Genomic DNA, 18,602 nt, shown 5'->3' with positions numbered 1-18,602 from the left:
TACCGCGCGGAGAATTGGTGCCCATTTCAGAGGACAGTGAGCCGGTAACGCTGACGTGGGGAGCGAGTGGGTTCGGTCGGCTCAGCAACGCCCGCGGTTACTAGCTGGCTTAGGGCATTTTGCACAGCGGAGCGACTAAGACCGGTCTCCTTAACCAACTCTGCAGTTGCCCACGATTCTCGTTGATGAAGGAGGTCGAGAACCTGCTCACTCGCGGTCCCATGCCGCTCATCCGGGGCGATCCTCCGTTTGCGGAAGGTGACCGTGAAATCGGTTAGTCGGTTGGTGAATACCGGCGGGGGCATGAGTGCCTCCTCTAAGGCCCGGTTGATCGTTGCAATTCCAGAACCCCGGTTTTCGGCGATCGGGCCACCGCCCACGAACGTGAGATCTTCGAGGAATGATGAAAGTCGTTGATTACGCGATGCGCTGAGCCCTGCCTCCCCCAAATTCTCCACGGTAACGCCACCATAGAGCCCGCCCGGGCTAGTGATTTCCAGCCGGTCTACGAACATGTTTATCTGCACCTGGCTGCCGAGCGCGCTCGGCGAATAATCCCTATGCATCAATGCATTCACCAGCGCCTCTCGCACTGCAACGAGTGGATAGTCGGGCACATCAGCGCGATACACATCACCGATCACACTCGCAGTGCGCATGTTCCGCTTCACCGCTGCCACACCCGCTTCCACGAGCTCGGGAATTGTTCCTACAAGTGTGGCGCTGTCTAACAATCGCGCACCTGTGGTCACATCTCCTTTGCTGGAGCCCGGAAAAAGTCCGAAGGACACGGTGAGCCGAGGGAAAAACTCTTGCGGATACTCCCCCAACGTCAATAGTGCAGCAAGCGTAGGATGCTCTCCCCTCATAAGGCGGAGGCGTTGCAGGGCTCGGTCCTCGCCATCCGCGAACGTTCTTGGACGCCGTGTTTGCTGAACCTTGAGGAAATTGTCGAGATCCAGTGCGGAGAGGTCATCACGGGATGCCTCGTCCACAGTCTGCTCATCCCACTTAGGCGGCACCTCCTCTTCGAGGAGCCGATCCACCTCGTACTTAGTTAATCGCCGATCACCGTCACCAGTTCGTACGTAGGAGCCGTTGTAACGGCCCTGCTCGGTGATATAACACGGCTTGTCCTCACGATTGAAGGCATCGACTTCGGCAACGATGACCTGTGCCCCTTCAAGATCATGAATTTCGACAACTGGCCGAACCGCGGGGGTTAACTCTTCGCAGCGAGAAGCGAGCGCATCGCGTGCTTTAAGGGCATCGAAAGCTGGTGCCGGGATGAACCCGTCTTCCTCGCTCAGACCTATGAGGAGGAGGCCGCCGCGAGCATTCGAGAATGCACTCAGCGTTTCGCGGATGCCCTTCCCTACGCCACTTTTGACCTCGACAGATTGCCCCTCAGCTCCGATTACCCTGAGCTCCGCAACCATGCGCTCCAGTTCATGCTGCAACATGCCAGCCAACTTACCAGTCAACTTGCCATATGTGGCATGTTAAGTGGCAAGTTACTTGGCATGCTGCCGAATTCTGTCCCGGGACGCACCCCAACTTTGGCGGTAGAATAGGTGCTTATGAGCGCCGATTACTCCGATTCCAGGCTGACCAACCTCATTGCGCAAGGCACCGGCGAGATCCTGAAGGGTATCCGCGGCGTGGGCCTGCTGCGCGGGCGCGAGCTGGGCGAGGCCGGCGATGACCTGGCCCAGAACTGGATCGCCCGCGTGCTGGAGCAACACCGCCCGGGCGACGGCTTCCTGTCCGAGGAGGCCGCAGATGACCTGGCCCGCCTGGACAACAACCGTGTGTGGATCGTGGACCCACTGGACGGCACGAAGGAATTCGCCACCGGCCGCCAAGATTGGGCGGTGCACGTGGCGCTGGTGGAAAACGGTGTGCCCATCCACGCCGCCGTGGGCCTGCCGGACCTGGGCGTGGTGTTCAAATCCTCCGACGTGCGCCACGTCTCCGGCCCGTTCGCCGGCAAGGTGGCAATGTCCCGCAACCGTCCCCCGGCTGTGGCGTCCTACGTGGCGCAGGAGATCGGGTTCGAGACCGCGCAGGTCGGTTCCGCGGGCGCAAAGGCGATGCACGTGCTGCTCGGTGATTATGACGCGTACGTCCACGCCGGCGGCCAGTACGAGTGGGACCAGGCCGCACCCGTCGGCGTATCCATGGCCGCGGGCCTGCACTGCTCCCGCCTGGACGGCTCGGAGCTGCGCTACAACAATGAGGACACCTACATTCCGGACCTGCTGATTTGCCGCCCCGAGCTGGCTGATGACATTCTCGCTGCATGCGCTCGGTACTACGAGCAGCACGGCAGCTTCGAAGGAGTATCTCACTAGTGGCAATCCCCACCCCGTATGAGGATCTGCTGCGGGATGTGTTGGAAAACGGCACCCCGAAGGGTGACCGCACCGGCACCGGTACCCGCAGCGTGTTCGGCCGCCAGATCCGCTACAACCTCGCGGAGTCCTTTCCCCTCCTGACCACCAAAAAGGTGTACCTCAAGGGTGTCGTCGGGGAGCTTTTGTGGTTCCTGCGCGGCGAGTCCAACGTGCGCTGGCTGCAGGACAACGGCATCCGCATCTGGAACGAGTGGGCGGACGAGGATGGGGAGCTCGGTCCCGTCTACGGCGTGCAGTGGCGCTCCTGGCCCACGCCGGACGGGGCGCACATCGACCAGATTGCCCAGGCCGTACACACGTTGACCCAGAACCCGGATTCCCGCCGCAACCTTGTCAGCGCGTGGAATGTGTCTGAGCTGGACAAAATGGCACTCATGCCCTGCCACCTGCTGTTCCAGCTCTACGTGGCGGATGGCCGCCTGAGCATGCAGGTGTACCAGCGCTCCGCCGACATGTTCCTGGGCGTGCCGTTCAACATCGCCTCCTACGCGCTGCTCACGCACATGTTCGCGCAGCAGGCGGGCCTTGAGGTGGGCGAATTGATCTGGACGGGCGGCGATTGCCACATTTACAACGACCACGTGGAGCAGGTCCGCGAGCAGCTCTCGCGCGAGCCACGCCCATACCCTCAGCTCAAGTTGCGCAAGGCGGCGAGCATCTTCGACTACCGCTTCGAGGACATCGAGGTCGAGGGCTACGACCCGCACCCGACCATCACCGCGAAGGTGTCCGTGTAATGCCCACCCTAGGCGCGATCTGGGCGCAATCCCTCGACGGCGTGATCGGCGACGGCGATACTATGCCCTGGCACCTCCCCGAGGATCTCCGCCACTTCAAAGAGATCACGATGGGTCACCCCATCATCATGGGCCGCCGCACGTGGGAAGCCCTGCCGGTCAAGCCGCTGCCGGGTCGCCCCAACCACGTCCTCTCCTCCCGCGAGCCGGGTACGTGGTCCGACGGGGCGTACGTTTCCACCGACCTGCCGGACCTTGCCGTCGACGCATGGATCATCGGCGGAGGCCAGCTCTACGAAGCCACGATCGACGAGGTCGATGTCATCGAGCGCACGCTTATCGACGTTCGTTTGACCGACGCCGTCACCACCCCAGTCTTTGCGCCCCGCATCGGCGATGAGTTCGCGCTTGTGCGGGAGGGTGCATGGGAAACGTCGAAAAGCAATGGCCTGAAGTACAAGTACCAGCGGTTTGAAAGGATCTAAATGTCTGTCGCTGCCCCCGAAACCAACGCCCACGTGACCATTTTCGCCACCGAGTGGTGCCCGTTCTGCCGCAAACTGCGCGAGCGGCTGGACCGCACCGAGACGCCGTACGACGTGGTGGATGCGGACGCGAACGGCATGGATGAGGTCAACGCCTGGATCGAGAGCGTGAACGACGGCAACCGGATCGTGCCCACCGTGCTGTACTCCGACGGCACCTATGAGACCAACCCGGAGGCTTCCGCGGTGCGCGCCAAGCTGCGCGAGCTCACCGGCGAGGCGTAGGCGCGGTTCCGGCCGATTGGCTGCCGCTTGGTTGATGCCGAGTCGCCGAATTGCGCGCGCTCGCACGCACCCCGCCGAGATTATGGCGCGCCCTAGCCGGTGCGCTAATCTTGGCCTGTTGCCCCAGTAGCTCAGTGGATAGAGCACGGCTCTCCTAAAGCCGGTGTCGCAAGTTCGATTCTTGTCTGGGGCGCTTCTGACCTGGGGGGGTTTCGGTTAACTTTTCCGTTCAATTCAGGAAACTCCTTCCAGGTTAAACCCAGTTTTCAAAATTCGGTAACTTTGGGAGAGACTATCCCCGACAACGCGAAAACCGGCCGGTTTTGAGCCTGAAAAAGGCTTTGCCGGCCGGTTTTTTGTGTTGAAACTGGTGTTGCTGCACGACCTGTAGGCCACTCGGCATGAAGTCCTTGAAACTCAAGATTCAGCCGGTGGCCTGTGGAGGCTTATGCCGCCTTCGGCGGTGCGTTGTCGCCCAACTTCCATTGCTCAATGTCGTCCGAGCTGGGCTTGCGGCCGCCCCACGGCGGTGGCGGAGTCGGCTTCTGGCCCGTGTGCGGGCCAGACCAGGCAGCAGCGTCGAGCATGGCGAGGTTCACCCCACTGCGGCCATGGCCATGCACAGCATTTGCGCTGCCCAACCGCGCATAAGGCGCGTGGTGACGTCGCCGGCACCCTGGTAGGAACCGTTCTTGAGCATGGCGTTGCGAGACTCAATGGTGTTGCGGCGGCCGTACCCTAATTGAAAGGGAACGTGAGTGAAGTGTGTTGGCCACAAGAGGTTGCGCTGGATAGAACGTGGCACCACCATCCCCATTCCTTTAACTTGGAACGGTGCCGGGGAGACTTTACAGGGGAGTCCAATTAAGGAGGCTCTAATGAAATTGTTAAAAACCCCACTCTGGAACCTAGAGGGTGGCGAACCGGTAGACGTTGACCATCATGTTGTTCGGATTAAGCTGTACAAAGATGAAGTCGTTGCGGAGTTTACGATTTCAGAGCTATGCAGCTTTTTTGGCCTTAAGGATCTGCATTGTTTGCGGCTACAATTTGAGGTCTGGCATGAATTGGCATCGTTCGAATGGGACTCTGAGGAATGTGTGCATCTTGAGCAAAAGCCGTTCACGGACTACTTTCACGCTTCAAAGATTTCCCATTGCTACGCTCCCCCCTCGCCTGATGCTGATCGTGGGGGATGGGAATGGGGGATGAAAAAGCTGTGAACATTAGGTTAAGTTCTCGGGGTGTGAACCAGAACGGGACATCATCCCACCATTAATTTTGTTAGCTTCTCGGCTGTCTTGCGAAGCATAAGTAAATGCTCCCGTGCTAGCGCACGGGGAACCGTATATTGCTTACAGCCTGTCCAGTTTCTTGGCCCGCCCGCGTGGCAGAATGATTCCCGCGCGAGGATCGGTAGGGGTTTCGCTTCGAGACTCGGGGAGGTTTCCGGGACGGGGGTCGTTGCGGGGTGTGTAAGGAAGCGGTGGAAAACGTGTAAGCCGCCCACCTGGGGTTTTAGCCCGCCTGTTTGACAGCTTGCGGGTAAACCAGCCTGAGTCCCTTGCTCTTTGCGTATGCGGTCACCACATCCACTGTTGCGGCGCCGTTCTCGCCGTAACGGTACGGGTGGATGTAGGACTCGATGCCGGCCGCGTACCAGTCCGAGCGCCCGGTTCGGCAATCCTCCGCCGTTGCGCCGCAAACCCAGATCGGGCCGCCGGAATCGCCGTTATCGGCGGGGCTGATGTGCAAGAACACGTCGCGGTTCACTGGGCGGAGGTAGTAGCCGCAGGATAGCCCGGTGCGGTAGCCCAGGCGGCAGATGAATGGCTGGGTCTGCTCCAGCTCCGCGGATCTCATGACCTTGGTGACAGGCTTCGCCGGGATGATCTTGAGGTATTTGGTGGGCAGGCTGGAGGAAATCCGCGCCTGGGAACCTTCCAGGCTGATGATCGCGAGGTCCAGAGCGTCCGGGGTCTTGGGCTTGCCTGTGGACTCCACGAACCGGCCGGCGAAGACCATCGTGCCGTCATTCTTCTGGATGTACACGCGGTCCCCCACCACACCGCAGTGGCCCGCGGTGGCGTTGTAGTAGGTGCGGGTCTGCGGGTCCTGCAGCATCCAGCCGAAGCTGCAGTTGCCCTTCGCCTTACCGTCCGGGCCGTACGTGGTGTAGCGCGCACCCGGGAAAACCATGCCCGGGCGCTGCAGCCACTGCAGGTCCGAGCTGGAGTGGAACACGTCACCGAGATCGCGGGTAGGCTGAGGCACCTGGGTGCTAGTGGCGGCGTCTTCTTTACTGGAGGAGCCATCCCCCATACCGAGCCCGACACCGAGGCCGATAACGGTTAACAACCCCACGATGAAGGCGGCCCGACACCGAGGCCGATAACGGTTAACAACCCCACGATGAAGGCGATGATGGTGGACATGGGGTTGGGCATGGCACTCCCTCACAACAGCATCCAGTACGAACGCAACTATCCAAACACAACTCCCAGGTATCTGTGCGGTAACCTTCAGTGGCCCTCGTCACGGGCGTGGCAGGGACCCGCGCGCCGCCGTCACTCACCGCCTACACTGCCGGTGTGCATACACCGCTGCCCCGCCGCCGTTTCCTCGCCGCCTCCCTCCTGCTCGCCGGAGGTGCCGCCGGGTGCTCCGCGCAGCAAAGGGCAGCGCAGCCAGCAGCAACGGTCACGCAAACGGCCACGGCGACGGTAACTTCGACGCAGACGGTGGCGTCGTCAAGCAATCCAGCTCCGGAGGCATACGCGGGGATGGTGCCGCAGGCGTTTGGGACGCACCTGCCGGGGATCGTGGATACGGTGCCCACGGTGCCCGGCGCGCGCACGGTCGCGCTCACGTTCGACGCGTGCAGCGGGGGCTACGACGCCGCGCTGATTCAGGTCCTCCGCGAGCACAACACCCCCGCGACGCTTTTCCTCGCGCAGCCGTGGATTGAGGCGCACCCGGACGTCACGGCGGAGCTGGCGGCGGATCCGCTGTTCCAGGTTGAGAATCACGGCACCCGCCAGGTGCCGCTCACCGTCGCTGGTCAGCCCGCGTACGGCATTCACGGCACGGCGAGCCCGGCGGAGGCGCTCGCGGAGATCCAGGGCAACGCTGGCACGCTTGCGGAGTTCGGCGTGCGCTCGCGGTGGTTCCGCGCCGGCACTGCGCATTACGACGACATCGCGGTCCGCATCGCCCACGACGCCGGCATGCAGATCGCGGGCTTCAGCGTCAACGGGGACTACGGCGCGACGTCCGGCGCGCATGCGGTGGCGCAGGAGATCGTCGACGCTCCGGACGGCGCGATCGTGCTCGCCCACATGAATCACCCCGGTTCCGGCACCGCGGCCGGCGTGCGCCTTGCGCTTTCCCAGCTTCCCGACGTTCGCTTCACGCTTCTCGACGCTCCCTAGCACCCGCGTTGCACCTATCCCACAGCGATTGTTGGGGCTAGTGTGACTGGTGTGAATACGATGAATCGTCGATCTGTGTTGAAGTCCGCTGCTATCGCTGGTGCGGCGGCGGCTGTGTCGCCGGTAGTTGCGCCGCTCGCGCAGGCCCAGGGCCGAGTGGTGGGTACGGTGATTGATTACTCGGCTGGGGTGCCGTCCGCACGCTCGGTGAAGGCGGCCGGGCACTTGGGCGCCGTGCGGTACGTGTCCGAGCGCCGTCCGGGCGCCGCGTGGATGCTGGGCAAGCCGGTGACGTTGGCGGAGACGCGCGATTTCAAGGCGCACGGCCTGGCCACCGCGTCCGTGTACCAGTTCGGCCGCGCGCAGACCGCGGATTGGCTGGCCGGTGCGGCGGGTGCGGCGGTGCACGCGCCGGAAGCAATCCGAATCCACCGTGCGGCGGGCGGGCCGACTGGGCGGCCGATTTACGTGGCCATCGACGACAACCCCACCCGCGAGCAGTACGTGGGCCAGATCCAGCCGTACCTGCGCGCGTTCCAGGCCGCGCTGGTGCTGGCCGGGTACCAGACCGGCGTGTACGGCAACTACAACGTGATCCAGTGGTGCGTGGAGGACGGCATCGGCAGTTTCTTCTGGCAGCACGACTGGGGTTCCGGCGGTCGCATCCACCCGCGCACCACCATCCACCAGAAGGCGAAGTGGACGCAGCACATCGACGGCGTGGAGGTGGACATAAACAGCGTCTATGCCGTGGACTGGGGGCAGTGGACGCCGGGTGCCGCCGCCGCGCCCGCGCCCGTTGCACCTGCGCTGAATTCGGTTATCTCCCCGGAGGACCGCCAGACTGCCGCCGCAGTGGCGGATCTGGTGAAGGGCTCGAGCGAGCTGTCCTCGCAGCTGGATCTGCGGGGCTTGCTCCGCCGCTAACCTGCGGAGCCTGTGGATAACTGCCCGCGCGGCTCGGGTTATCCACAGGCTGATTGCGCAGCTCTTTGCGCGAACGTTTGCTTCGGCTACTGTGCGAGGCATGACCACATTCGCAGCGCTGGTGGGGGCGCTATCCGCCACAAACGTCGACACGCTGGAGGGCTTTGACAAGCCCACGGCGCTCGATGCCGGCATCAACCCCGGGTGGGTGCACGCGTGGGGAGCACTGCACCGCGTCTACTACGGCCCAACGCGCCACACCCGCAAGCAGCGCGACGCCCGCGCCCTAGCCCGCCGCGCGCAGCTGACGCTGGACCACCTCGGCATGCTGGAGCGCCGCCTGGGCACCATCGAGGACGAGACCGCGCGCCACCTGCGCCGTCTCGAGGTGCTGACCATGCTTGCGGAAACACCGTGCCGCTCCCGGAAGCAGCTGCGGAACTTCCTCAACGAGCACCTCCCCGTCACATCCAAACCGCCCCGGCCGGGCGTGCGCTTCGGCCGCTCGGTGGGTGGGATGCGCACCATGATCGTCACCGCCGGCGAGCGCGACCTCGCCGATCTGGAGCACGCGTTGCTGCAGCAGGTGGACCACTCGAAGCCGCTCGCACCGCAGCTGCTCGCGCACTTCCTCGTCCTCATGCGCGGGGACGCCGCCCACGCGGCCGTCCCCCACGCCGTCCCGCAGCCCATCATCATGATCCCGCTGCCGGACTGGGTGGCCATCCTGGGCGGCGACGGGGACGAGGTCACCCTCGGCCTCACCGACGGCACCACCATCACCGGCGCCGAGTACCTGGCCCAGTTCGCCACCGCGGAGCACCACCTCCAGGCGGCGCTGTTCCACCCCGAGCACGGCGCGGTGAACCTCTACCGCACCGAGCGCTTCGCCAACGCCAAGCAGCGCACGCTCGCCCGCATGATCAACCCGATCTGCCCGGTGCCGGATTGCCGCCGCCCCGCCGATCACTGCCAGGCCCACCACATCACCGCCTGGCGCAACGGCGGCCAGACGAACCTGAGCAACCTCGCCATGCTGTGCCGCTACCACAACATGGTCAACGACGATGACCCAGCCCACCACCGCCGCGGCCGCATCGAGATGGTGCGCGGCACGCCTACCTGGCGCTCCCCGCGCGGGCACCTCGTCCCCAACACCGCGCACCCTTACGGTGCGATGGGGCAGCTGTTCCCCCACGCTTGACGACGCTCCCCCTTTCCAGCCACTCCCCTTGCGGGGAGGGGCTGGTTGGTGTGCTTGGAATCGTCGAAAAGCAAAAAAGCAACGGCGGGGTGAGCGCCGTTGCTTTGGATAGGGAGTGTCCGATTAGTGGTCGACCGGAGCCTCCACACCAACACCGGTGAGGGAGCGAACTTCCATCTCCGCCTGCAGGGCGTCGAAGTTGTCCGGCTTACCCAGGTAGGTGCCGATGATGCCGGCCAGGAAGCCGATCGGGATGGAGACGATACCCGGGCTGGACAGCGGGAAGATCGCCCAGTCAGCGTTCGGGAACATGGAGCTCGGGGAGCCGGAAACTGCCGGGGACAGGAAGATCAGCAGCAGGCAGGAGATCAGGCCCGCGTAGATGGAGCACACAGCGCCGGTGGTGTTGAACTTCTTCCAGTACAGGGAGTACAGGATGGTCGGCAGGTTCGCAGATGCGGCGATGGCGAACGCGAGGGAGACGAGGAACGCCACGTTCTGGGTCATGGCCAGGATGCCCAGGATGATGGAGACGATGCCCAGCACGATCACGGTGATGCGGGAGACGCGGACCTGCTCCTCCTCGGAGGACTTGCCGTCGCGGAGCACAGCGTCGTAGACGTCGTGGGCGATGGAAGCGGAAGCGGTAATTGCCAGGCCGGCCACCACCGCAAGCACCGTAGCGAACGCGACAGCGGAGATCAGCGCCATGAAGATGGAGCCGCCGAGCTCGAACGCCAGGAGCGGTGCGGCGGAGTTCGCGCCACCCGGCGCAGCCAGGATGCGGTCCGGGCCGACGAACGCTGCAGCAGCGTAGCCGAGGATGAGGGTGAGCAGGTAGAACGCACCGATAAGGACGATGGCCCAGGTCACGGACTTACGTGCTTCCTTCGCGGTCGGCACCGTGTAGAAGCGCATGAGCACGTGCGGCAGACCGGCAGTACCCAGCACCAGGGTGAGGCCCAGGGAGACGAAGTCGATCTGCTTGGTCAGGGTGCCGCCGTACTTCAGGCCCGGCTGCATGATGGCCTCAGCGGCGTAGCCCTTGTCTGCCAGGGTCTGGGAGTTGGCGTGCATGTCGATTGCCGCGTCGAAGAGGTTGCCGCCGCGCAGCTTCACAAACACCAGGACGGCCATGATGGCGACACCGGCGATGAGCAGGACGGCCTTGATCATCTGCACGTAGGTGGTGCCCTTCATGCCGCCGATCAGGACGTAGATGATCATGATGACGCCGACGATGGCGACACAGATCGCCTGGGAGGTGAAAGAGTGCAGGTTCAGCAGCACGGACACCAGGGAGCCGGCGCCGGCCATCTGCGCGATGAGGTAGAACAGCGACACGAAGAGGGTACCGAAGGCGGCGGCCACGCGGACCGGCTTCTGCTTCAGGCGGAAGGACAGCACGTCCGCCATGGTGAAACGGCCGACGTTACGCAGCGGTTCCGCCACCAGCAGCAGGGCCACCAGCCACGCTACGAAGAAGCCGATGGAGTAGAGGAAGCCGTCGTAACCGCTGAGGGCGATGGAGCCGACGATGCCCAGGAAGGATGCTGCGGAGAGGTAGTCACCCGCGATGGCGAGGCCGTTCTGGGTGCCGTTGAAGGTGGCGCCGCCGGTGTAGAAGTCGGAAGCTTCGCTGGTGGTCTTGCCAGCGCGGGTCACCACAAAGAGGGTGACCGCGATGAAGATGCCGAAGACGGCGATGTTCAGGATCGGGTTGCCGGTTGCCTGTGCGGCGGGTGCCGCGAGAAGAGTCGTCTGCATGGCTCTAGCCCTCCATCACTTCACGGATGTGCGCCGCACGCGGCTCAATGTTCTTGTTTGCCCAGTTCACGTAGATCCAGGTGATGGCGAAGGTGGTGATGAACTGCAGCAGACCCAGCCACAGGCCCACGTTGAGGCCTAGGAGCGGTCGGGCCATGAAGTCAGACGCGAACGTTGCCACCAGCACGTAGAGGAGGTACCAAACAAGCGACGCGATCATCACAGGGAACGTGAATCCGCGGAACGTGCCGCGCAACTCCTGGAATTCAGAGCTCTGCTGCATTGCAATGAACTCTTCTGGAGTGGGCTCACGTCGAGTCGGGATAGCTGTAGATCCGGCCACGGCCTCAATCCTTTCTTGCTAAGACGATAGACACTCGCCTCGTCGCAGTTCCCTCCAAGTGAGGGTCCTGCAACTAGACAGAAAGAATGTAACCTATCCCACATTTTCTGAACCAACGTTCAGGTTCGCTTTCCCCTTCCCACCCCCGCACGCGTCAACAACGTGCAGAAACTTTTGGTACTACAACTACCCCCGGGCACGAAAAAGGGCCCGCATGGCGGCGGACCCTCAACGAAGCATTGAAGCTTTTCGACGCTAATTCGGGAACGTACGCGGATCCCCCGACATGCGCCCGCCCTTAACGGCATCTAGGGCGGCCACGTCTTCGCTATCAAGCGTGAGCTCCACTGCGCCGAGATTCTCCACCAAGCGCTGCGGGTTGGAGGTCTTCGGCACCACGGAGCAGCCGAGGTGCAGCAGGTACGCCAGCGCGACCTGGGCGGGGGTCTTGCCGTGCTTGTCCGCGACGGCGACAATCTCCGGCGCGTCCAGGTTCTCGCCGCGGGCCAGCGGCGCCCACGCCTCGGTGACAATGTCGCGGGCATCGTGGTACGCGCGCAGCTCCGGCTGCGTGAAGCCCGCGTGCAGCTCCACCTGGTTCAGCACGGGGGTGACTCCGGTCTTGGCGATGATTTCGTCCAGCACCTCCTCGTAGAAGTTGGCCACGCCGACACTCTGCAGCTGGCCCATGCCCTGCAGCTGCACGATCTGCTCGAAGGCCTGGACGTAGGTGCCCTGCTGCGGCACCGGCCAGTGCACCAGGTACAGGTCGATGAACTCGAGGTCCAGGCGCTTCAGGGACTCCTGGTACGCCTCGGCGGCGCGGTGCTGGTCATCGTTCCACAGCTTGGTGGTGATGAACAGCTCCTCGCGCGTCACGTCCCCCGCCGCAATCGCTGCGTTGACGGCCTTGCCCACCTCAACCTCGTTCCCGTAGAGCGATGCGGTGTCGATGTGGCGGTAGCCGAGCTCGATCGCGGTGCGCACGATCCGCTCCGTCTCCTCAGGCTTCAGCTTGTAGGTGCCGAGGCCGAGGAGAGGGAAATCATAACCGTCGTTAAGCGTGGTAACTGGGATGCGCATGCCTAGCCCTCGTTTGCGTCGAGAAGGTCGATGACAAAGACCAGGGTGCGGCCGGCCAGCGGGTGACCGCCGCCAGCGGGGCCGTACGCCATCTCCGGCGGAATGGTCAGCTCGCGGCGGCCGCCGACGCGCATGCCCGGGATGCCCTCCTGCCAGCCTGCAATCAGGCCGTCGAGCGGGAACTCGGCCGCTTCGCCGCGGTCCCAGGTGGAGTCGAACTCCTTGCCGCTGTCATACGTCACGCCGAGGTAGTGCACCTTGACGTAGCCGCCAGCAACAGCCTCGGCGCCGTCACCGATCACAATGTCCTCGATCACGAGGTCTACCGGCGCCGTCTCCTGCGGAACGTCGATGGTGGGCTTCTCCATAGCTGGCAATCTCCTTGCACGTTTTTGATGGCGGCATAGCAAAACCGCCGGAACGGACTTCCCCAAAGTATAAGGGAAAGGCCGATACCGACGGTTGAGGCGCCGCGGGCTACACCCCGACGCGCGCGAGAGCGTTTAGCGCTGGTCCTTCGGCACGAACTCGCGGTGCTCGTAGCCGGTGTAGATCTGGCGCGGGCGGTTGATCTTGGAGTTCATCTCCAGCTGCTCGCGGTACTGGGCAATCCAGCCCGGCAGGCGGCCGATGGCGAACAGGACGGTGAAGAAGTCCGTCGGGAAGCCCATGGCGCGGTAGATCAGACCGGTGTAGAAGTCCACGTTCGGGTACAGCTTGCGCTGGATGAAGTACTCGTCGTTCAGCGCGATCTCCTCGAGCTTCATGGCGAGGTCCAGCATCTCGTCGCCGCCCAGGTGCTCCAGCACCTCGTGCGCGGTGTCCTTCACAATGGCCGCGCGCGGGTCGTAGTTCTTGTACACGCGGTGGCCGAAGCCCATCAGGCGGACGCCCTTTTCCTTGTTCTTCACGCGGTTCATGAAGTCGGTTGCGTCGCCGCCGTTGTTCTTCTGGATGTCCTCCAGCATCTCCAGCACGGCCTGGTTCGCGCCGCCGTGCAGCGGGCCGGCCAGGGCGTTGATGCCGCCGGCGATGGCCACGAACATGTTGGCCTGCGCGGAAGCGATCATGCGGACGGTGGAGGTGGAGCAGTTCTGCTCGTGGTCAGCGTGCAGGATGAGCAGCTTCTCCATCGCCTTGGACAGGACCGGGTCAACCTCATACTCCTCGGTCGGGTATCCGAACATCATGCGCAGGAAGTTCTCGGTCTGGTTCAGCTTGTTGTCCGGGTACATGTACGGCTTACCGCGGGATGCGCGGTAGGCGTACGCAGCCAGCATCGGCACCTTGGCCATCAGGCGCACGGTGGCCTTGTCCAGCTGCTCCTCATCCAGCGGGTTGAGCTGGTCCTGGTAGTAGGCGGAGAGAATGTTCACGGAAGACGCGAGCACAGCCATTGGGTGCGCGTTGCGCGGGAAGACGTTGAACGCGGCCTTGAAGTCCTCGTCCAGGAGGGTGTGGTGGCGGATGTCGTTGGAAAACGCCTCGTGCTGCTCCGCGTTCGGCAGCTCGCCGTTGATCAGGAGGTAGGAGACCTCGTTGAAGGTGGCGTTGTTGGCCAGGTCCGCGATGTCGTAGCCGCGGTAGCGCAGGATGCCGTTGTCGCCGTCGATGTAGGTGATCTTGGACTCGGTGGAACCGGTGGAGACGTAGCCCGGGTCGAAGGTGACGTAGCCGGTCTCGCTCAGCATCTTGCCCAGGACGATGCCGTCGTTGCCTTCGGTGGCGGGCATGATGTCCATCTCAAACTCGCCGCCAGGGTAGTGAAGTACTGCCTTGTTCTCGTTCTCAGAAGCCACGAGTAACCCTTCCTTGTTTCGTGGATCCGGCCCAGGTGAGAGGCGCATTTCGGCGACCACGCACCAAGGCCGGTGGATGTATGCGTCCATCCTAGCACCCGCTGTGACCCGCCTGACACAAACTGAGCCTCCACGGCGACACCACACCCTGCACCCACGCAAGCAGTTATGCACTGGACACTGCGTTATATAATGCCCGGCGGAAGATATGTAGCGCTTCGACCAAGAAAGCCGGTGCCGATGATGAGTGACTACCCCACCCTGCCCGCCGACCTCCTCCCCGCCGACGGCCGTTTCGGCTGCGGCCCCTCCAAGGTGCGCCCCGCCCAGCTCGACGCCATCGCGCGCGGCGCGGCGATCATCGGCACCTCCCACCGCCAGCCGGCGGTGAAGAACGTCGTCGGCGACGTGCGCGACGGCCTGGCGCAGCTGTTCTCCCTGCCCGAGGGCTACGAGATCGTGCTCTCCCTCGGCGGCGCCACCGCGTTCTGGGACGCGGCGACGTTCGGCCTCATCGAGCGCAAGTCCGCGCACCTGAGCTTCGGCGAGTTCTCCGGCAAGTTCGCCAAGGCATCCAAGCAGGCCCCGTGGCTGGAGGAGCCGCAGGTGGTCGCGGGCGAGCCGGGCACCGCCCCGTCCCCGTCGGAGCTGGACGGCACGGACGCAGACGTCGTGGCCTGGGCGCACAACGAGACCTCCACCGGCGCGATGGTGCCCGTCACCCGCCCCAACACGGAAGCACTCGTGCTTATCGACGCTACGTCGGGCGCCGGCGGGCTCCCCGTCGACCTCAAAGAGGCGGACGTCTATTACTTCTCCCCGCAGAAGTGCTTCGCGTCGGACGGCGGCCTGTGGCTGGCGGCGATGAGCCCGGCCGCGATCGAGCGCATTGCAAAGATCAAGGAATCGGGCCGCTTCATCCCGGCGTTCCTGGACCTGCAGACGGCGGTGGATAACTCCCGCAAGAACCAGACATACAACACCCCGGCTGTGGCGACGCTGCTCATGCTCGCCGACCAGGTGCGCTGGATGAATGAGAACGGCGGCCTGGACGGCATGGTGGCACGCACCACCGCGAACGCAAACGCGCTCTACGGCTGGGCGGAGGCGAATGAGCACGCAACGCCGTTCGTCGAAAAGCAAGAAGCCCGATCCCTAGTGGTGGGTGCCATCGACTTCGACGAGGCGATCGACGCCGCCGAGCTGGCCAAGGCGCTGCGCGCGAACGGCATTCTGGACGTGGAGCCGTACCGCAAGCTGGGCCGCAACCAGCTGCGCATCGGCATGTTCCCGGCCGTGGATACGGTGGATGTGGAGAAGCTGACGTCCGCGATCGATTACTTCCTGGAGCAGGGCGTGGGCGCGAAGTAAACGCCTGCTTCTGGGATAGTCTGGGCACGATCTTGTCCGCCGAATAGGGAGAGCCATGCGCGAGCTGCACCTCAGCCACGAGGAATCGACGGAGACGTTTCTTGTCCTGATTGACACTGACGGTGTCCGCTACCAGCTCGCGCGCGCCGAGCTGCAGGACGAGCGGGAGCAGCGGGAACCGGCGGCCGAGGCGCAGTCCACCGGCAGCACCCTGTTCGCGGTGCCCTCCGCCGACGACACTCCGGCACCGGCTGAGGCCGAGGGCGCTGCAGAGGCCGACGTAACCCCGGCGGACTTCGCCGAAGCCGGCGCCGACGGCGCAGATCCCGCCGCCGCAGAGGCTCCGGCTCCCAAGGAGCGGACGCTGCCGGAGCCGGACCCGCTGTACGCCACCGCGCTGTCCCGCGTGGAGCCGTACGCGCACCCGGTGCTGCTGGAGCGCTCCCAGGTGGCGGAGGCCGCGAAGCAGTCCCACCCGCTGCGCGAGGACGGCCCCGCCAAACTCACGCTTTTCGAAATCCTGGCGTCCGCCTTCGCCGCTCGCGGGCACTCGCTTGCCGACGCTTCCTGGGACGCCACCCGCGAACCCGGCGACGCCTGGGTTGTCCACGTGCGCTGGCAGGCAGGGCTGACGGATAACGAGGCCCTGTGGTCGTACACCCGGAAGATGGGTTCGGCGGCAACGACGGAGGCTCGCAACGCTGTGGCCGCGGATCTTACGGACCCGGATTTTGTGCAGCCGGTGCGCTCGCTGACGGCCGTCGATACGCAAAGCTTCCGTCGGGAAGCGGAGCCCGAGCTTTCGCCTGCCGACGCCGAGTTCGAGGGCGAAGAAACGGTCGCGGAGGGCGATTTCCTGCGCCACCCGGATGAGGAAGCGCAGCCGCAGCAGCGGCGGCGAAAGGCAGTGACCCCGCACTGGGAAGACGTGCTGCTGGGCGTGCGCACCACCCCGAAGCGACCGAAGAAGTAGGTGTGGCATGCACGCGCTGAGCTACCCGGCAGTTGTCACGTTCTGGTTTGTCACCACCGCGGATCCGGCGGGCGTGCTGCAGACTGAGCCGAAGGCGGACCGCGGGTTCGGGCGCAAGCTGCTCAGCCAGGTCAACCCGGCGTGGCCGATTACGCCGATTGGGGAATTTCCGCTGAACCGGTCCTCCCAACCCGGCCGCCACGAGTTCTACATCGCGGGGTACCCGGGTGTGGCCGTGGTGCAGACGTTCGTCGCGGATTCGGAGAAGCTGACGGAAACCATGGGCTACCTGCGCGAGGCGCTGCCGGCCGCGGATACGTACCTGTTCGCGGAGGGCACGGACTCCGATTACGCCGGGTTTGCGCACTACGTGGGCGAGGACCTGCGCCGCTCCCTAACCGCCACGCGAGAGCGAGTACTGGAAGACGTGGGCATGCCGGAGCCGTTTGAGGCACGGTACTGGGCCGGGGAGACGGCGGAGCAGCTGGGCGGCATTACGCTGCCGTTCGAGCCGAAGGAGCTCATGCGCGAGGCCATGCGCAACTGGGTCGGCGTGGACCTCTCGCAGCTGGGCGGCATTACGCTGCCGTTCGAGCCGAAGGAGCTCATGCGCGAGGCCATGCGCAACTGGGTCGGCGTGGACCTCTCCCCCGGCGCGGACAGCCCGGATGTGCACGTGGTGGGCTACGCCGTAGACGGCCGCCCGGAGCCGAAGATTGCCGCCGCGCCGGAGAAGCCGGCGAAGAGCGTCAGCGAGGTGGCTGCCAAGTTCGCAGAGGGCGACGGGGCGTACGACGACTACGAGGTCCGCGAGAACGACCGCGAGGGCGAGGAGTTTGCCCAGCTCGCGGATGCGTCGGCGGCAGTAGCGCGCCGCATTTGGCGAGACCTGCGACGCAGGCTTGCCCAGCTCAGGGACACGCTGATGGAGCGCATCCGCCACTCGGACCGTTAGCGCAGTTAGCGGTTGCGCTCGTAGAACGCCACCGCGGCGCTGGTGGCCACGTTCAGCGAGTCGGTGCCGGGCGCCATGGGGATCTGCGCGCGCACGTCCGCGGCGCGCATGGCGTGCTCCGTCAGGCCCGGCCCTTCCGCGCCGACGAGGAAAGCCACCTTGTCATGCTGCTTGCCCGCGGCGTCCACCAGCGCGTGCTTCAGCTCCACCGCGTCCGGCGCGGGCGTGAGCGCCACGATGTGGAACCCCGCCTGGCGCAGCTCGTCCAGGCCGCGCTGCCACGTCGTTGGCGTGCCGCCGATGTGCGCGAACGGGGTGCGCAGCGCGTGCCCCATAGACACCCGCACGCTGCGGCGGTACAGCGGATCCGCGGTGGACGCGCCGAACAGCACGCCGTCCACCCCCATGCCCGCGGCGTTGCGGAAGATGGACCCGATGTTCTCGTGGTCCCCCACCCCCTCCAGCACCACGACGGTGCGCGCACCGTCAATCACTTCGGCCACGCTCAGCGGCGCGGGCCGGTCCGCGGACGCCAGGAGCCCGCGGTGCAGGTCGTAGCCCGCAACTTCCCCCATCACCGCGCGCGAGATCTCGTACACGGGAATCCCCCGCCGCTCGAGCTCTGCGCCATGCGTATCGACGAACGTTTCCAACCTGCCCCCGAACCCGAACACCGCCCGGACTGGAAAGCGCGATTCCAGCAACCTTCCGCACACCAGCGGCCCTTCGGCGATCACAAGCCCCCGCTCCCCGTCGGCATGCTTCAGGTCGCGGATGTCGTCGAGGAGAGGTGACAAGGGATCGTCGATAAGCATGGCCCCGGCC

General features: G+C 64.7%; 20 protein-coding genes and 1 tRNA gene. 12 read left to right on the top strand and 9 right to left on the bottom strand.

All coding sequences use genetic code 11. The features are described from left to right. Window positions 1-26: 26 nt before the first annotated feature. Window positions 27-1,463: an ATP-binding protein gene (locus tag JZY91_RS02745; RefSeq protein WP_370639244.1), complete on the bottom strand. Its 1,437-nt coding sequence runs from the start codon at window positions 1,461-1,463 to the stop codon at window positions 27-29. 117 nt (window positions 1,464-1,580) lie between these two features. Between JZY91_RS02745 and JZY91_RS02740 the strand changes: the two genes are divergently transcribed. From JZY91_RS02740 to JZY91_RS02720, 5 genes are all read left to right on the top strand, one after another. Then, the gene (locus JZY91_RS02740) at window positions 1,581-2,354 is read left to right on the top strand and encodes a 3'(2'),5'-bisphosphate nucleotidase CysQ (RefSeq protein ID WP_234948450.1); all 774 of its coding nucleotides are present in this window, start codon (window positions 1,581-1,583) and stop codon (window positions 2,352-2,354) included. Then, on the top strand, window positions 2,354-3,154 hold the full coding sequence (locus tag JZY91_RS02735) for a thymidylate synthase (RefSeq protein ID WP_234948449.1): 801 nt from the start codon (window positions 2,354-2,356) through the stop codon (window positions 3,152-3,154). The genes JZY91_RS02740 and JZY91_RS02735 overlap by 1 nt, the downstream gene beginning before the upstream one ends. Continuing rightward, entirely contained in the window at window positions 3,154-3,639 is a 486-nt protein-coding gene (locus JZY91_RS02730; protein WP_234948448.1) for a dihydrofolate reductase, read from the top strand. The genes JZY91_RS02735 and JZY91_RS02730 overlap by 1 nt, the downstream gene beginning before the upstream one ends. Then, window positions 3,640-3,924 (top strand): glutaredoxin domain-containing protein, encoded by a 285-nt coding sequence (locus JZY91_RS02725; protein WP_234948447.1) that lies wholly within the window; start codon window positions 3,640-3,642, stop codon window positions 3,922-3,924. A 120-nt stretch (window positions 3,925-4,044) separates the two neighbouring features. Further along, window positions 4,045-4,117: transfer RNA gene (locus tag JZY91_RS02720), tRNA-Arg, on the top strand. 253 nt (window positions 4,118-4,370) lie between these two features. Here the strand turns inward: JZY91_RS02720 and JZY91_RS02715 are convergent. After that, complete coding sequence (locus tag JZY91_RS02715) at window positions 4,371-4,511, bottom strand: hypothetical protein (protein ID WP_234948446.1); 141 nt, start codon at window positions 4,509-4,511, stop codon at window positions 4,371-4,373. Window positions 4,512-4,802: 291 nt separating this feature from the next. On the opposite strand from JZY91_RS02715, the gene JZY91_RS02710 reads away from it, so the two are divergent. Next, the gene (locus tag JZY91_RS02710; protein ID WP_038587918.1) at window positions 4,803-5,147 is read left to right on the top strand and encodes a hypothetical protein; all 345 of its coding nucleotides are present in this window, start codon (window positions 4,803-4,805) and stop codon (window positions 5,145-5,147) included. A gap of 295 nt (window positions 5,148-5,442) precedes the next feature. On the opposite strand, the gene JZY91_RS02705 is transcribed toward JZY91_RS02710, so the two are convergent. Next, window positions 5,443-6,198: a S1 family peptidase gene (locus JZY91_RS02705; RefSeq protein ID WP_234948445.1), complete on the bottom strand. Its 756-nt coding sequence runs from the start codon at window positions 6,196-6,198 to the stop codon at window positions 5,443-5,445. Window positions 6,199-6,515: 317 nt separating this feature from the next. Here JZY91_RS02705 and JZY91_RS02700 point away from each other — a divergent pair, with 317 nt between their 5' ends. The 3 genes from JZY91_RS02700 to JZY91_RS02690 all read left to right on the top strand — a co-directional run bounded on the left by JZY91_RS02700 (window position 6,516) and on the right by JZY91_RS02690 (window position 9,486). Next, entirely contained in the window at window positions 6,516-7,355 is an 840-nt protein-coding gene (locus JZY91_RS02700) for a polysaccharide deacetylase family protein (RefSeq protein WP_234948444.1), read from the top strand. 60 nt (window positions 7,356-7,415) lie between these two features. Then, entirely contained in the window at window positions 7,416-8,282 is an 867-nt protein-coding gene (locus tag JZY91_RS02695; protein WP_234949024.1) for a DUF1906 domain-containing protein, read from the top strand. Between the two features lie 100 nt (window positions 8,283-8,382). After that, complete coding sequence (locus tag JZY91_RS02690; protein WP_234948443.1) at window positions 8,383-9,486, top strand: HNH endonuclease signature motif containing protein; 1,104 nt, start codon at window positions 8,383-8,385, stop codon at window positions 9,484-9,486. A 123-nt stretch (window positions 9,487-9,609) separates the two neighbouring features. On the opposite strand, the gene JZY91_RS02685 is transcribed toward JZY91_RS02690, so the two are convergent. The 5 genes from JZY91_RS02685 to JZY91_RS02665 form a co-directional block, all read right to left on the bottom strand. Then, window positions 9,610-11,253 carry a cation acetate symporter gene (locus JZY91_RS02685; RefSeq protein ID WP_234948442.1) on the bottom strand — a complete coding sequence of 548 codons (1,644 nt, stop codon included), beginning with the start codon at window positions 11,251-11,253 and terminating at the stop codon, window positions 9,610-9,612. Window positions 11,254-11,257: 4 nt separating this feature from the next. Next, window positions 11,258-11,536 carry a DUF485 domain-containing protein gene (locus tag JZY91_RS02680; RefSeq protein ID WP_234948441.1) on the bottom strand — a complete coding sequence of 93 codons (279 nt, stop codon included), beginning with the start codon at window positions 11,534-11,536 and terminating at the stop codon, window positions 11,258-11,260. A gap of 315 nt (window positions 11,537-11,851) precedes the next feature. After that, window positions 11,852-12,679: an aldo/keto reductase gene (locus tag JZY91_RS02675; protein WP_234948440.1), complete on the bottom strand. Its 828-nt coding sequence runs from the start codon at window positions 12,677-12,679 to the stop codon at window positions 11,852-11,854. A 2-nt stretch (window positions 12,680-12,681) separates the two neighbouring features. Next, window positions 12,682-13,047, bottom strand: a complete 366-nt coding sequence (locus JZY91_RS02670) for an FKBP-type peptidyl-prolyl cis-trans isomerase (RefSeq protein ID WP_234948439.1) — start codon at window positions 13,045-13,047, stop codon at window positions 12,682-12,684. A 135-nt stretch (window positions 13,048-13,182) separates the two neighbouring features. Continuing rightward, window positions 13,183-14,478, bottom strand: a complete 1,296-nt coding sequence (locus JZY91_RS02665) for a citrate synthase (RefSeq protein ID WP_234948438.1) — start codon at window positions 14,476-14,478, stop codon at window positions 13,183-13,185. Window positions 14,479-14,721: 243 nt separating this feature from the next. Between JZY91_RS02665 and serC the strand changes: the two genes are divergently transcribed. The 3 genes from serC to JZY91_RS02650 are packed head-to-tail and all read left to right on the top strand — an operon-like array spanning window position 14,722 to window position 17,777. Beyond that, a complete protein-coding gene (gene serC / locus JZY91_RS02660; RefSeq protein ID WP_234948437.1) occupies window positions 14,722-15,849 on the top strand; it encodes a phosphoserine transaminase in 1,128 nt (375 codons plus the stop codon). A 55-nt stretch (window positions 15,850-15,904) separates the two neighbouring features. After that, window positions 15,905-16,822 carry a septation protein SepH gene (gene sepH / locus JZY91_RS02655; RefSeq protein ID WP_234948436.1) on the top strand — a complete coding sequence of 306 codons (918 nt, stop codon included), beginning with the start codon at window positions 15,905-15,907 and terminating at the stop codon, window positions 16,820-16,822. A gap of 7 nt (window positions 16,823-16,829) precedes the next feature. Then, complete coding sequence (locus tag JZY91_RS02650; protein WP_370639243.1) at window positions 16,830-17,777, top strand: hypothetical protein; 948 nt, start codon at window positions 16,830-16,832, stop codon at window positions 17,775-17,777. A gap of 5 nt (window positions 17,778-17,782) precedes the next feature. Here JZY91_RS02650 and JZY91_RS02645 read toward each other — a convergent pair whose 3' ends face one another. Next, window positions 17,783-18,592, bottom strand: a complete 810-nt coding sequence (locus JZY91_RS02645) for an RNA methyltransferase (protein WP_234948435.1) — start codon at window positions 18,590-18,592, stop codon at window positions 17,783-17,785. Between the last annotated feature and the right edge of the window lie 10 nt (window positions 18,593-18,602).

Source organism: Corynebacterium sp. CNCTC7651, assembly GCF_021496665.1.
Lineage (GTDB): Bacteria > Actinomycetota > Actinomycetes > Mycobacteriales > Mycobacteriaceae > Corynebacterium.
The sequence above is the reverse complement of the archived record's forward strand: the minus strand, read 5'-3'. Positions and strand labels throughout refer to the sequence as shown.